This is a genomic window from Shewanella sp. AS16, from assembly GCF_021412365.1.
Lineage (GTDB): Bacteria > Pseudomonadota > Gammaproteobacteria > Enterobacterales > Shewanellaceae > Shewanella > Shewanella salipaludis.
Window position 1 is genome coordinate 366,714 of sequence record NZ_JAKCLK010000002.1, and the last position, 12,927, is coordinate 379,640.

The 12,927-nt window shown below is 57.2% G+C and carries 14 protein-coding genes; 5 read left to right on the forward strand and 9 right to left on the reverse strand.

Annotation, left to right across the window (positions count from 1 at the left end; all coding sequences use genetic code 11):
- The first annotated feature begins 13 nt into the window (after positions 1 to 13).
- Complete coding sequence (locus LZP73_RS06405; RefSeq protein WP_169565587.1) at positions 14 to 1,015, forward strand: GGDEF domain-containing protein; 1,002 nt, start codon at positions 14 to 16, stop codon at positions 1,013 to 1,015.
- An 84-nt stretch (positions 1,016 to 1,099) separates the two neighbouring features.
- On the opposite strand, the gene rraB is transcribed toward LZP73_RS06405, so the two are convergent.
- From rraB to LZP73_RS06440, 7 genes are all read right to left on the reverse strand, one after another.
- Positions 1,100 to 1,507 carry a ribonuclease E inhibitor RraB gene (rraB, locus tag LZP73_RS06410; protein WP_169565586.1) on the reverse strand — a complete coding sequence of 136 codons (408 nt, stop codon included), beginning with the start codon at positions 1,505 to 1,507 and terminating at the stop codon, positions 1,100 to 1,102.
- A gap of 42 nt (positions 1,508 to 1,549) precedes the next feature.
- A complete protein-coding gene (locus tag LZP73_RS06415) occupies positions 1,550 to 2,293 on the reverse strand; it encodes a 1-acylglycerol-3-phosphate O-acyltransferase (RefSeq protein ID WP_169565606.1) in 744 nt (247 codons plus the stop codon).
- Between the two features lie 712 nt (positions 2,294 to 3,005).
- On the reverse strand, positions 3,006 to 3,794 hold the full coding sequence (locus LZP73_RS06420; RefSeq protein ID WP_234233640.1) for a metal ABC transporter permease: 789 nt from the start codon (positions 3,792 to 3,794) through the stop codon (positions 3,006 to 3,008).
- 4 nt (positions 3,795 to 3,798) lie between these two features.
- The gene (locus tag LZP73_RS06425; protein ID WP_234233641.1) at positions 3,799 to 4,707 is read right to left on the reverse strand and encodes a metal ABC transporter solute-binding protein, Zn/Mn family; all 909 of its coding nucleotides are present in this window, start codon (positions 4,705 to 4,707) and stop codon (positions 3,799 to 3,801) included.
- Positions 4,691 to 5,869 carry a hypothetical protein gene (locus tag LZP73_RS06430; RefSeq protein WP_234233642.1) on the reverse strand — a complete coding sequence of 393 codons (1,179 nt, stop codon included), beginning with the start codon at positions 5,867 to 5,869 and terminating at the stop codon, positions 4,691 to 4,693. The genes LZP73_RS06425 and LZP73_RS06430 overlap by 17 nt, the downstream gene beginning before the upstream one ends.
- Before the next feature lie 80 nt (positions 5,870 to 5,949).
- A complete protein-coding gene (locus LZP73_RS06435) occupies positions 5,950 to 6,240 on the reverse strand; it encodes an ABC-type zinc uptake system zinc chaperone (RefSeq protein ID WP_234233643.1) in 291 nt (96 codons plus the stop codon).
- Between the two features lie 142 nt (positions 6,241 to 6,382).
- Positions 6,383 to 6,712, reverse strand: a complete 330-nt coding sequence (locus LZP73_RS06440; RefSeq protein WP_234233644.1) for a hypothetical protein — start codon at positions 6,710 to 6,712, stop codon at positions 6,383 to 6,385.
- A 156-nt stretch (positions 6,713 to 6,868) separates the two neighbouring features.
- On the opposite strand from LZP73_RS06440, the gene LZP73_RS06445 reads away from it, so the two are divergent.
- Together LZP73_RS06445 and LZP73_RS06450 are read left to right on the forward strand one after the other, a co-directional pair.
- Positions 6,869 to 8,476, forward strand: a complete 1,608-nt coding sequence (locus tag LZP73_RS06445) for a mechanosensitive ion channel family protein (RefSeq protein ID WP_234233645.1) — start codon at positions 6,869 to 6,871, stop codon at positions 8,474 to 8,476.
- 104 nt (positions 8,477 to 8,580) lie between these two features.
- Positions 8,581 to 9,468 carry an aldo/keto reductase gene (locus LZP73_RS06450; RefSeq protein WP_234233646.1) on the forward strand — a complete coding sequence of 296 codons (888 nt, stop codon included), beginning with the start codon at positions 8,581 to 8,583 and terminating at the stop codon, positions 9,466 to 9,468.
- 146 nt (positions 9,469 to 9,614) lie between these two features.
- On the opposite strand, the gene LZP73_RS06455 is transcribed toward LZP73_RS06450, so the two are convergent.
- Entirely contained in the window at positions 9,615 to 10,445 is an 831-nt protein-coding gene (locus tag LZP73_RS06455; RefSeq protein WP_234234230.1) for a MaoC family dehydratase, read from the reverse strand.
- A gap of 377 nt (positions 10,446 to 10,822) precedes the next feature.
- On the opposite strand from LZP73_RS06455, the gene LZP73_RS06460 reads away from it, so the two are divergent.
- Positions 10,823 to 11,593, forward strand: a complete 771-nt coding sequence (locus tag LZP73_RS06460) for a methyltransferase domain-containing protein (protein ID WP_234233647.1) — start codon at positions 10,823 to 10,825, stop codon at positions 11,591 to 11,593.
- A gap of 20 nt (positions 11,594 to 11,613) precedes the next feature.
- Here LZP73_RS06460 and LZP73_RS06465 read toward each other — a convergent pair whose 3' ends face one another.
- The gene (locus LZP73_RS06465; protein WP_234233648.1) at positions 11,614 to 12,495 is read right to left on the reverse strand and encodes a TraB/GumN family protein; all 882 of its coding nucleotides are present in this window, start codon (positions 12,493 to 12,495) and stop codon (positions 11,614 to 11,616) included.
- 47 nt (positions 12,496 to 12,542) lie between these two features.
- Between LZP73_RS06465 and LZP73_RS06470 the strand changes: the two genes are divergently transcribed.
- The gene (locus LZP73_RS06470) at positions 12,543 to 12,854 is read left to right on the forward strand and encodes a prephenate dehydrogenase (protein ID WP_234233649.1); all 312 of its coding nucleotides are present in this window, start codon (positions 12,543 to 12,545) and stop codon (positions 12,852 to 12,854) included.
- Positions 12,855 to 12,927: the final 73 nt, after the last annotated feature.

The following is a 12,927-nucleotide window of genomic DNA, read 5'->3' on the forward strand; positions in this document are numbered from 1 at the left end:
CAGGGTATAAGCTATGTCTCACGATCAAAGTGCGATGAACGAACTACATTGGCTCATAGACATGGTGCAGACCATAGAAGTCGGCCTGGTCGTCTTGGACGAGCAATACCGCATCAAGCTGTGGAATGGCTTCATGGAAAACCACAGCGGCGTGTCGCCCAATGCCATCAAGGACAAGGAGCTGTTCGAGCAATTCCCCGATCTGCCGGTGAGCTGGTTGAAGCAGAAGATGGAATCCGTGCTCATGTTGAAAAACCGGGCCTTCATCAGCTGGGAACAACGGCCCTATGTGTTCAAGTTCAAGAACTATCGTCCCATCACGGGGCGCGCCGACTTCATGTACCAGAACGTGACCCTGTTGCCGCTGGCCTCGCTGACAGGCAAGATCACCCATATCAGCCTGATCATCTATGATGTCACCGACATAGCGATCAATAAGTTACAACTTAAAGCCGCCAACGAACAACTGCAACATCTGAGCCGCACCGACGGCCTGACCCAGTTGCCCAACCGCCGCCACTGGCAGGAATGCATGGAGCGGGAATTCGACCGCTTCGCCCGCTACAGCGACATCGCCAGCCTGGTCATGCTCGACATAGATAACTTCAAACAGATCAACGACAGCCATGGTCATCAGGCGGGTGACAAGGTGATCCAGCACATTGCCCACCTGCTGAACCAGTCGCTGCGGGAAACGGATTGTGCCGGCCGCTACGGTGGCGAAGAGTTTGCCATAGTACTGAGCAGGACGGATGCCCACGGTGCCCACCACTTTACCGAGCGGTTGCGCCAGAACATTGCCGACGCCCGGGTTCTCTATAAAGGCAAGCAGATCAAGGTGACCGTCAGCCTGGGGATCAGCACCCTGGGGCCCGGCATAGACAGCAGCTCCAACTGGCTATCCAATGCGGACACTGCCCTGTACCAGGCCAAGCAAAACGGCCGCAACTGCACAGTCGCCCATGAGGCCGAAGACAAGCGAACCGAGGCCGCCGCCACAGAACCCAGGACATAAAAAAGCCCATCCTGGATGGGCCTGTCTCATGGTGTCTGGAGCGCTGTCACAATAGGCTCATGCCGGCCGGCCATGGGCTGGGTTTCAGGCAGGAAACCCGTCTTCGTCCATCTCATCTTCTTCGTCTTCATCCAGCTCATCGCCGACGAAATAGGTGCCCCATCCGTCGTAATCCACCTTCTGCTTGGTGGCTAATTGCAGCAACTGCTCGCTGGCCTGGTCAAGTAAGTCTATATCCAGCTTATGATGGGCAATGGCATCGAAACAGAAAATGACCGAGCCATCTTCCAGCTCCATCTCCTCGGCATCATTGACTTCGAAGCCCAGTTTGAAGGCATCGACGGCGGCCTTTTCCAGGCGATCGAAGTTGGTCGAAGAAAAATGATGCTCTATGGTGTATTCGGCATCGGCCTCGGAGCCATCGTCGAGCAAGGCTTGAATAATATCCCTGTTTTCAGCAAGTAGGGCTTTTAACTGACTCTCAATTGACATGGACTGTCTCCGTTAATATGGATTCTGGGCAAACAAGGCGGATTATACGCCATCAAGTGGCAGAGTTTTACCCATTAATGCCGCCGCTTCCTGATTTAATGCGGCTAATCTGGCCGTCATGCTGGCATGAATTTTTGATGACAGCGCTTTCACGTCCGACTTATCCAATCCCTGGGTCTCCACCGGCGCCATCATCTCTATGATCACCACCCCATTATTCCAGCGGTTGAGTCTGATATGGCTCTGACAGGATGCCAGCACAGGCATCATGGGCACACCTGCGGCGATGGCCGTGTGGAAAGCGCCGGCCTTGAAAGGCAGCAGGCCACGACCACGGGAGCGGGTGCCCTCGGGGAAAATCCACACGGACAGGGCATTGTCCCTGATCTTTCGTACCGTCTTGGCCATGGTATCGAAGGCACTGTGGCGATTCTTGCGGTCGATGAGAATATTACCCGATAGCCAGTAGATCTGGCCGAACAGCGGCATCCAGACCAGGCTCTTCTTGCCCAGGCTGACAGTGCCCAGGGGCACGGCCGCCGTGTGGGTGAAGAGATCGAAATTATTCTGGTGATTGGCCAGGTACATGCAGGGCACAGGCAGCCCCTGTTCCGGCTGGCGGACTATGACCCTGACCCCGAGTATCGGCGCCACGGAAGCGAAGATCTTAGCGAACATGTGTACATTGTTTCTATGACGCGGCCTGAAGACACAAACGAGTCCACCGAATACGAAGGCCAGCAGCAACATGACCGCCAACAGCAGGGATCTGACGATTAACAGCACGAGATACTCCGACAAAAAATTCGCGCCAGTATAGCAGCCTGGCCTGCCGACTCAAGCTATTGCTGACAGACGTAAGCCAAGTCCCAGGCGAAACACCCAGACGCTGACCGCCAGGGTTAAAAATTCGCCCTATGCCAACAGCCATAACAGCCTGGCCTGCCGACTCAAGCTATTGCTGACAGACGTAAGCCAAGTCCCAGGCGGAACACCCAGACGCTGACCGCCAGGGTTAAAAATTCGCCCTATGCCAACAGCCATAGCAGCCTGGCCTGCCGACTCAAGCTATTGCTGACAGACGTAAGCCGCAGGTTAGCGAGCAGCAGACATATATAAAGAATATCAAAATCTTAATGTGTTTAAGCCAAAGTTCCAGGTCAAAGTTCCAGCACAGAACGGCGTTATCATCGCCGGCAATCATCGCCAGGGTTAAAAATTCGCCCTATGCCAACAGCCATAACAGCCTGGCCTGCCGACTCAAGCTATTGCTGACAGACGTAAGCCGCCGGATATCAAGTAACAGAGCTACAGCAAGGCGAGCATTCGGATAGCTAGCCTCCTTTGCAAAGGATATCAAAATCTTAATGTGTCTAAGCCAAAGTTCCAGGTCAAAGTTCCAGCACAGAGCGGCGTCATCATCGCCGGCAACAGGGCAACTGGCATAAAAAAGGAGGGCACCCGGATGGGTGCCCTCCTTCGTAGAGGATAGCAAATCTTAGCTTAACGAGGCCTGAGAGACCCCAACAGGCGCCGCCTTCGCCAGTCCCAGGCGGAACAGCAGGGCGCTGACCGCCAGGGCCGCCACTATCGCCGCACCACTGGGCAAGTCGAAGCTGGCCGACAGCAACAGGCCAATCAGGTAACCGCTCAGGCCGACGCCATAGGCCAGCACCCAGGAAAAGCTGCCACGGTATTTGTTGAGCGCCAGCGCCGGCAAGATCAGGGTGCTGAATACCAGATAGACCCCCACCAGCTCGACCGACAGGGTGATCACCAGGGCGAACAGGAGGTAAAAGCCGGCGCCGTCGAGGATGCGGGGACGCCAGCAGATCAGCGCCAAGACCCCGGAATAGACCAGCGCAGGCAGTAGCAACTGGGACCAACCGACCCAGAGGATCTGGCCTGACATCAACTGCTTGAGCAGCTCTGCCCCATGGGGATCGTTGGACAAGAGCAGCATGGCCGCCACCGCCGCCAACACATAGAAGCAGCCTATGATGGCCTCCAGCTCACCCGCCATGCGCTTGGACAACCAGGCGATGAAGCCGGCGCCCGCCAGGGCGAATAGCGCCGGCATCCACACATGGGAGAAAGGCAGCGCCTCTATGTTGTGATTCAGGTGGGCGACGATCGCCCCCAGGGCAGCCACTTGGGCTATGGCGAGATCTATGAAGATGATCCCCCGCTTGAGCACCTGACGCCCGAGCACCACATGGGTCGACAGCACCAAGACGCCTGCCGCCAATGCCGGCAGCAGGATTGACATGAGTTCCAGATCCAACATAGGCCTATTTCACCCCGTTAAGCAGTGTCAGCACACTGTCGTAGAGACCGAAGAGATCCTGGCTCTGATCATTGCCTCCGACAGACATGGGCAGCATCACCACAGGCAGATGCGCCCGCTCCCCGAGCCAGTCGGCGCCGCGTCTATCCTGATAGGAAGCGACTATGATGGCCAGCACATCGCCCTTGCCGGCACGTTTCAGCAGGGAAGCCAGATGGCCACTTGTGGGTGGCAGTCCTGGCTTAGGCTCGAGATCCGCCACCTGCTCCATACCCAACCAGTTGAACAGGTATCTGAAATTGGTGTGGTAGGCGATCACCTTCTTGCCTGTCAGGCCAGCCGCCTTCGCCTGCCAAACGGGCACGGCCGCCTGCCAGCGCTGGCTGAAGTCCGCCAGCGCGGCTTGATAGCCGGCGGCGCCATCCGGATCCAAGGCCGTCATCTTGGCACTCAGGGCCTGGGCTATCTTGAGCAGGCGCTGCGGATCGAAATGCAGGTGCGGATTCCCCTGGGCGTGCACGTCTCCCATGCTGCGATCGACTTGCGCCAGCTTGTCCAGGGTATCGACCTGATCGGCGGCGAAGAATAGCCCCTCCTCGGTCGAGCGCACCTTGGCGTTGGCGGACTTCATCTGCAGCATGGGCAACCAGCCCACCTCCAGCTCGGCACCGGCACAGACCACGAGATCCGCCCGGCGCATCTTGGCGATGAGGCTGGGCCGAGCCTGCACCTGATGCGGATCCTGCATGGCGGTGGTCGCCGCATACACGCTCGCCCCCGGCGCCAGCTCCTTGGTCAGCGCCGCATATTCAGGCTCACAGGCAAACACATTCAGCTCGGCATGGGCCAAACCCGTATAGGCCAACGTCAAACCGACCGCGGCAAATTTAGCTAACTTAGAATTGATGCGCACCGTGAGCCCCCAGAGACATAACATATTGCAGAGTTAAGATATTGTCGTCGGTTATCCCGTCGAAGTTGGTTCCTTGCTGATGGGTATATTGCAACCGTACCGTGGAGAAATGGCTATGATGCCACCCCAGACTCAGTTCCGTCTCCCGCAACTTCTGCGACTGCATCTCATCGGCTTCCAGCGCCTGGGCATCGAGCTCACCATAACGTAAGCCTGCGGTCCAGTTGGGGGACAGCTGATAGACACCACTCAGATACCAGGCTTGATGATAGTCTTGCCGGCGCTTGACGCCGGCGGCCAGCGCCTCATCGGACAGCAGGCCTGTGACCCGGAAATATTCACCGCTGAGGGTGAGATGCCGGTACTTGTAGTTGCCCTGGGGCGCCCACTTATAGACGAAGTCGGCAGCATAGGTGTTTTCACCCGTGTAGCTGGCGCTGTGGCCATGCTCGGCTTCTTCGACTCCAGCCTCCTCCCCGTGGGGCATGAGGCGACCATTTTGGTTGCGCAAATAGCTCAGGCCGGCCATCCAGGAGCCGGAATCGCCGATATCACCACCGAACTTGCTGTAGGCGGTAAACACCCCCAAATTGCTGAACTCACGGTTACCCGTCTCATCCTCGGCATGCATGCTATCGCCCTTGAAGGCTTCGGCCCCCAGGCTCCAATAGATATCCGTCGGTGCCAGGTAATCCAGCCGTACCCCATCATCGAAGTAATGGCCGCCGAGCAAGGCACGATAGGCCACGGGGCGATCGGTAAAGGCATCCGTATGCAGATGCTGGTTGTTCAAATAGCCTATGTCTGACATGAAACGCCCGGCGCGCAGCGACAGCCCGGCCGGCATGCCCAAAGTCTGGATGAAGGCCTCCTCCAGGTTGATTTCGCCCGCGCCATCGCTGGACTCCAGCACTGCGGTGACCTTACCGTAAAACATGTCATCTATGTTGGCACTGAGTGCCAGCTCAGTCTCGCCCAGACCGAAACCTTCTGTCCGTTCGGACAGGGGACGGTCGCTGCTCTGATAGTAGCCATCCACCACGGCGCTGATCGCCGGATTCGTCAGTGTCGGGTCCTGGGCCAAAGCATTCGCGGACGCCAGGGTGCAACCGAGCGCCAGCAAGGCAGCCCCCGGATTGGAAATAGGGTGTTGGATCTTCATCTTGTCTCCAAAAAATACAGCCATGTCTCGCAGGCCAAGGCCGGCGAGAAAAATCAATCAATGAATTGGGTTAGCGATATTCAGACGAAGACGGGAGGCGCACGGCTGTGGTAGCAACTGCTATGTTGGCTGACATAGCTGGGCAGGCTGAAGCTCAAACGCTCGAATTGTTGCCCATCCGACTTGAGATAGAGGGGTTGCAGCGGGAGCATCTTGTTGAGCTGATGCTGATGAAAGCACAAGGTACAATGGCTGGTAGCGCCATCGTCCAGGTGGGTAACGCTGTGAGCCGAGGCCGCAAGAGACAGCAACACCAATATGGCGCTGAGCCATATTGCAATCGCACGTCTGATGTGACTCTTAAGTCTCACTGTCGCTACCCCAAATAAACCGCAAAATAAAGTCGGTCCGAGTTTAAGCCAGTACAACATGGAGTTGCAACACACAAATGCCCAGGCAAAAGGTTACAAGATGTTTATGCGCCGCGCTCAGGACTCGGAGCCGGCTCAGGAGCTAGCGATACTTGGGGCCGGGATCCGGCGCTTCGTCCTTGATGGGGGCCTCGACCGTATGCAGATGATCCATCAGATGGCATACCAGCAACAAGATGAGCGCGAAGATGGCGGCGGGGATCATGGCATGGCGCGCCTCCTGGTACACATAGGCGTAGATGCCACAAGCCAGTGCAGCGTAAAAGCCCAGCATTTTCAGACGCTGCAGCCAGGGACTGCGGCCCAACCAGGCTGCACAATGAGGACACTGGAACTGGGCTCCCAACCCCTTGCCTCGCTGTTCAGTGATAGCGGCGACGCTGATGGATTTACTGCAATGTGGACACAGCATACGACTTTCCCCATGAAATGAGCGCCAAGTCTAACAGAAATCCCCCGGGGCGGGGACTTTAGCTGCATCCGGGCACAGCGCAAAGCAATTGGCCATTCACCCAGGGCAATAAGCTGGTAAAATCCCAGAAAATTTATCGCCTCAAGGATAATACCCATGAAACGTCTGACCCGGCAGGGATTGACCCTGGTGCTGCTCTGCCTCAGCCTGAGCGCCGCCGCTATTCCCCAGGACATAGCCGAGCACATAGCCAGGCTGCAACAAACCATAGACAAGGATATCCAGACCTTGCCCAGGGCGAAGGGCGAACTCAAGGCGATCACCGAATACAGGGTCAATACCAAGCTGACCTTGTTGCGGACACAGATCCTCTCCCTGCTGGAGGCCGACAGCCCGGATACCCAAGCCCTGCTGCCACTGGTCAGGCAACAACTGGTCTACACGGATAGACTCGGCCGTTATCTGGACCAAGACATAGCCGCCATGACCCAGGAGCTGGGCACAGGCAAGGATAACAAGATGGCGCTGCAAATCGCCAGACGGGAAAGCGCCAAGGACAAGCTCCTCAAGCTCAGGCTCGAAACCTTGGGCTGGGCCGAAAAACTGGGGCTCGACATGGGCCAGCAGAAGCAAGCCCTGAGCCAAACACTGCTGGCGCGGGCCGATGGCCTCGACAGCCTGCTCAGTTACACCCAAGTACGCCTGAAAGCCGCCATAGATGAGGTCACCATCGCCGGCAAGGATGTCACTCCGGAACTGACTGCCCTGGTCACAGAGCTGAAAGAGCGCCTGGCCCAGAATAGCCAGAGCCTGAGCCAGACCATAGGGCTGCTCGACGCCCTGGGTGAAGAGACCTCGGCCTGGAAACAGGCGCTGTTCGCCGTCTCGGGTGACATCACCCATGACGTACTCACCCTGAATGTGGCTTCCAGCCTGATCGAACAATGGCTGACGGCGGCCGAAACCCAGGCCATGGACAAGGGCCCCGGGCTCATCTTCAAATTCCTGGTATTTCTCGTCATACTGCTGCTGGCGGCACTGCTCGGCAATATGACCAAACGCCTCGTCAGGCGAGCCGTCAGCAACTCCAGTCTGAAGTTCAGCCGCTTGCTGCAGGAGTTTTTCACCTCACTGTCGGGTAAAGTCATTTTTGCCATGGGCCTGTTGATCGCCCTGTCCCAATTGGGTTTCGAACTTGGGCCACTGCTGGCGGGGTTCGGTATCGCGGGTGTCATCATAGGCTTCGCCCTGCAGGATACCCTATCGAATTTCGCCTCCGGCATGATGATCCTCATCTACCGTCCCTATGATGTCGGCGATCTGATCAGCGCCGCCGGAGTGACCGGCAGGGTCAGCCACATGAACCTGGTGTCGACCACCATCAAGACCCTGGATAACCAGAGGCTCATCATTCCCAACAACAAGATCTGGGGCGATACCATAAATAACATCACGGTCGAGCACCACAGGCGGGTGGATATGAGCTTCGGCATCAGTTACAGCGACAGCATAGAGCAGGCCGAGACCCTGCTGAAGGCCATAGTAGAGGCACACCCCAAGGTGCTGGCCACCCCGGCACCGACCGTCAAGTTGCACCTGCTGGGCGAGTCATCGGTCGACTTCGTCGTCCGTCCCTGGGTGAAACCCGACCATTACTGGGACGTCTACTGGGACATTACCCGGGAAGTGAAGCTGCGCTTCGACGCCGAAGGCATCAGCATCCCCTTCCCGCAACGGGATGTGCATGTGTATCGCAGCAAATAGTCGCTTTCGGCACCTAAGGTGTCCATGGGCGCCTGCGGCGAACTGAACTAAAATATGAGACTGGCCGGCAAAGTCCATCTCAGACTCAAGTTGTGGAGTAACCTATGACATCCGCTTTCCAATTATCCGATTTCGTTGCCGGTTTCTGGCGTATGACAGACTGGAACATGAGTCCGCAGCAGCGGCTGAGCCTAGTCCAGCACTACCTGGATCTGGGCGTGACCAGCATGGATCATGCCGACATCTATGGTCAGTACCAGTGCGAGGCCCAATTTGGAGAAGCCCTGGCGCTGGCGCCGGCATTGCGCCAGCGCATGCAGCTCATCAGCAAGTGCGGCATCAAGCCGGCATTCGACTGTCACCCGGAACGCTACATCAACCATTACGACACCAGCGCCCGGCACATCATAGAGAGTGTCGAGCAGTCGTTAACCCGCCTGGGCACAGACTATCTGGATCTGCTGTTGATCCACAGGCCGGATCCCCTGATGGACGCCGACGAGGTGGCGCAGGCCTTCGACCGGCTCAGGCAAACGGGCAAGGTGCTGCATTTCGGCGTCTCCAACTTCGGCCCGGCGCAGTTCCAGTTGTTGCAATCCCGCGTGAGCACGCCTCTGGTCACCAACCAGCTGGAAATCTCCCCGCAACGACTCACCAGCCTGCATGACGGTAGCCTGGATCTCTGTCAACAGCTGAGAATTTCCCCCATGGCCTGGTCGAGCCTGGGCGGCGGCAACATTTTTACCGGCACGGATGAGCAGTCACAGCGGCTGCGTCAGACCCTGGCCCGGATAACAGCCGAGGTCGGGGCCCAGGACATGAGTCAGGTGATCTACGCCTGGGTGCGTATGTTGCCGAGCCGGCCCGTGCCCATCATAGGCTCGGGCAATATGGCCAGGATAAGCGCCGCGGTGGCATCGACCAGGATAGAGCTGGATCGTCAACAGTGGTTCAGCATCTGGCAGGCCTCGACCGGCCATAGCGTGCCTTAGTGCTTAGCCATGCTTAGCCATGCTGAGTCATGCTGAGTCATGCTGAGTCATGGACAGGCTTGATGACCGGCCTGGAAGATGATCCCCGGCAACAAAAAAGGCGCCCCATGGGCGCCTTTCGCTTACTGGTCTCAACCTGACCCGGGTCACATCAGGGTCAGCTCACCGCTCAGATGCGGGCGCCGGCCTTTCTGATCCCTGAGTTCGAACCTGAGGTGATCCGCCTGGGTTTCACTGGCGAAGGTCACTTCACCCGGCATGAACAGCGGCAGCTTGAACACTACATCTATGGTGAAGGGGCGCTCGCCTATCTGTGGCATCAACTCAGCGACGCAACGTCCCTTGGACCACATGCCATGGGCCAGCACGCGATCGAAGCCAAAACGCTTCGACAACACAGGATGCAGATGGATCAGGTTATAGTCGCCCGAAGCCTTGGCATAACGGCGGCCCAAGTCTTCACTCAGACGCCAACTCCTGGGGTTATCCCAGGCCATGTCGCTCGCCTTGGGCGGCCGAGCACGACGACCGCTGTCGATGCGATACAGATAGGTCGACAGGGAATGCCATACCAACTCGCCGTCGACGAAGGCCTTGGACACCAGCTCAAACTCCAGGCCAGAATCCGTCATTGTGCTGCCGGTGAGGCTGCATTCGAGTTCGAAGACTTCATCGACCCTGAGCGGTCGCAACACGCTTATGCTGTTTTTCAGGTGCAGCATGCCCAGCAGCGGAAAGGTAATGGCTTCATGGGTAAAGATCTGCGCATGCAGGCGAAACGCCATCACATAGAGATAGGTCGGCGGCAAGGTCCGGCCATCGAAGCTGAAATTACAAACGTCGGCATACTGGCTTACCTTAGCCACGGATAGGCGTACGTCCCGGGCGCTGACCTTAATTTGGGGTAAGGCTTGCTGGTCCCAGCCCGGCTTGCGGCCAAAAAAAATCTTGCGATAAAGAGAAAATAGCGAGGGCATCGCCTTCAATTCAACACAATACTCGTTCTTCAAGTCGATATACCTTCTAATTAACTTAAACTGACCGGCGGCACTGATTTCAACCATGAATAACATTAGCCCAGACCTAGGCCAGGCACAGAAATATTCAATATAAACCAACACCTATTAGCGTCAGAAACTGTATCCAGGAAGGCATTCCAATGCTGCTCGATCCTGTATAAACGGGCGCCAGTATAACTCAGACCCGACTGGGCTGTGTATCCTTAACTTAGCGCCAAAGACTAAGCCTTTTTAAAACAGTTGGTTAGAGACTGACTTCAGCGACTATGCGCGCCGGATGCGCAAAACGCTTCGCTGTGGCACACTAGCGGCTCAATCACTCCGGTAACAGCACAGTGCAAGACAAGAACTTCGACAAACTCGCGCAAAAATTTGCGAAAAACATCTATGGCACCCCCAAGGGCGAGATACGCGCCGCCGTGCTATGGCGGGATCTGCAACCCGCACTCGCCGCCTTTGGCGACAGAAAACTCAGGATACTCGATGCCGGCGGCGGCTTCGGCTTCTTCAGCCAGAAGTTGGCGGCTTTGGGGCACCAAGTGGTGCTCTGTGATATTTCGGCGGCCATGCTGGCCCAGGCCAGGCAGCAGATAGACGCCGCTGTCATGCCACTGGATATTCGTCTGCTCCATGCCCCAATTCAGGCCTTATCCCTGGCCGAGCATGGTCGGTTCGATCTCATCCTCTGTCATGCGGTGGCGGAATGGCTGAGCGACGCCAGGCAGACACTGACGGACTTGCTCACCCTGCTCGAGCCCGACGGCTTATTTTCGCTGATGTTTTACAACAAGGAAGCCATGCGGTTCCACAATCTGGTGTCGGGCAATTTTGACTATGTAGAGCAGGATTTCAAGGTCAAGAAGAAGGTAGGTTTGACGCCGCCCCATCCCCTGTATATCCAACAGGTACGTGACTGGTTTGACGCCTGGCGGCTCACCCTTGTGTGTCAATCCGGGGTCAGGGTGATACACGATTATCTGAAACACCAGCAGCCACACAATTTCAGCCAACAGAAGCTGCTGCAGATGGAGCTGCAATACTCACAACAGGAGCCCTACCTCTCCCTCGGCCGTTATGTGCATTTCATCGGCCACAAGCAAGCTTAGCGCCCGCCAGGGCGGCAGTCTCAGTCGCAACTGCCGCTCCAGCAGGAAGTCAATTCGGCCCCGGCGGCGGTCAATTGCTTGACCAGACTCTTTTGGCCGACCAGATGGCCGGCACCGACGACGATAAACAAAGGTTTCGGGCCCGTCTGGGCGCTCATCAAGCGGCGAATCTTATCTGCCATGCCCAGGTTGCGGCGCCACAGCAGCGCCTCGACCAGCTCGGTTTCCCCCTTGTCGAGCAACTGTTGCTCCATCAAGCGGGCGATCTGGGCCTCGTCGCCACTGCGCCAGGCGTCTATCAGGGCCAACACCTCGGCATCCGAGGCACTCACCGCGTCCCTGACCATGGACCATTGGGTCTCTTGGCTGAGGGACGCCAGCAACCCCAGCTGAAATCCTATCGTCTCGAGTTCGAATACCTGTCTTGGCGCATTCCTGGCCAGCAGGTAGGTGTCTATTCCCTTGTCGGCACTGTAGCCCATGCTGGCATAGCGGTACAGACTCAGCTGCAATGACTGTAACCAGGGGGCATAGGCCTGCAGGCTCTGACATAGGCGGCCGCGGTTGGCACAATAGGACTGCATCAAGACCCGGGTCTCCTCGTCCATCTCCCCGGTGGCGGCGCCATATTTCTGCACCAGGGCGGCGCCATTGGCCTTGGTGACATCGACTTCGACCACCAGCCCGGCGGCCCCGGCAAATTTGGCCTCTATCTGGGGTGCCAAAGGATAGAAATCCTCACGGCCGACATGGATAGACCCCAACAGATACGCCGTCTTCCCCTGATAGTGGATGCGAAAGAAGGGCGGCGTATCCGAGACGGCGGCAACCGCGGCCTGACTCAAACACAACAACCAGAGTAAATTCATGGCCATTATCTGTCGCCATCGACTTGTTGCCATCTTCCCTGCCTCCTATAATCCCTACAAATTTTAACTGAGACGCCGTTATGCCACACACTAAGGTCATAGAGCAACTGAAAGAAAATCTGCAGCTCGCCTATCGCCAGGCACTGGATGCCGATGCCAGGCTGGATGAATTGAAAAAAGCCGGTCACGCCAAGTTCAGCGCCATCTTCACTCGGGAACAAGGCTTCAAGGCGCAAGGCAATCGCTTTCTGGTGTATGTCCAGGAGCTGGCCGAGGAGCTGGACACACTGCAGCAAGCGGACAGCCTCTCGGCCACGGCCATAGCCCATTTCGTACATAAGCTAGGTACCCTGCTGCAAACCCTGCAGGCCTTCAAACAGAATGCCCGTTAATCCCCGGGCATAGGTTGCACCGGGACGGACGCCCGAGGGCGCACTCCCAGGTTGCGACCGTATGTCATATTGC

What these genes read in the sequence shown, in the direction of transcription:
- LZP73_RS06405 (WP_169565587.1), top strand. Translation starts at nt 14, where the DNA reads ATGTCTCACGATCAAAGTGCGATGAACGAACTACATTGGCTCATAGAC.
- LZP73_RS06440 (WP_234233644.1), bottom strand. Translation starts at nt 6,712, where the DNA reads ATGCTGTGTCCACATTGCAGTAAATCCATCAGCGTCGCCGCTATCACT.
- LZP73_RS06470 (WP_234233649.1), top strand. Translation starts at nt 12,543, where the DNA reads ATGCCACACACTAAGGTCATAGAGCAACTGAAAGAAAATCTGCAGCTC.
- LZP73_RS06445 (WP_234233645.1), top strand. Translation starts at nt 6,869, where the DNA reads ATGAAACGTCTGACCCGGCAGGGATTGACCCTGGTGCTGCTCTGCCTC.
- rraB (WP_169565586.1), bottom strand. Translation starts at nt 1,507, where the DNA reads ATGTCAATTGAGAGTCAGTTAAAAGCCCTACTTGCTGAAAACAGGGAT.
- LZP73_RS06420 (WP_234233640.1), bottom strand. Translation starts at nt 3,794, where the DNA reads ATGTTGGATCTGGAACTCATGTCAATCCTGCTGCCGGCATTGGCGGCA.
- LZP73_RS06465 (WP_234233648.1), bottom strand. Translation starts at nt 12,495, where the DNA reads ATGGCAACAAGTCGATGGCGACAGATAATGGCCATGAATTTACTCTGG.
- LZP73_RS06455 (WP_234234230.1), bottom strand. Translation starts at nt 10,445, where the DNA reads ATGCCCTCGCTATTTTCTCTTTATCGCAAGATTTTTTTTGGCCGCAAG.
- LZP73_RS06430 (WP_234233642.1), bottom strand. Translation starts at nt 5,869, where the DNA reads ATGAAGATCCAACACCCTATTTCCAATCCGGGGGCTGCCTTGCTGGCG.
- LZP73_RS06450 (WP_234233646.1), top strand. Translation starts at nt 8,581, where the DNA reads ATGACATCCGCTTTCCAATTATCCGATTTCGTTGCCGGTTTCTGGCGT.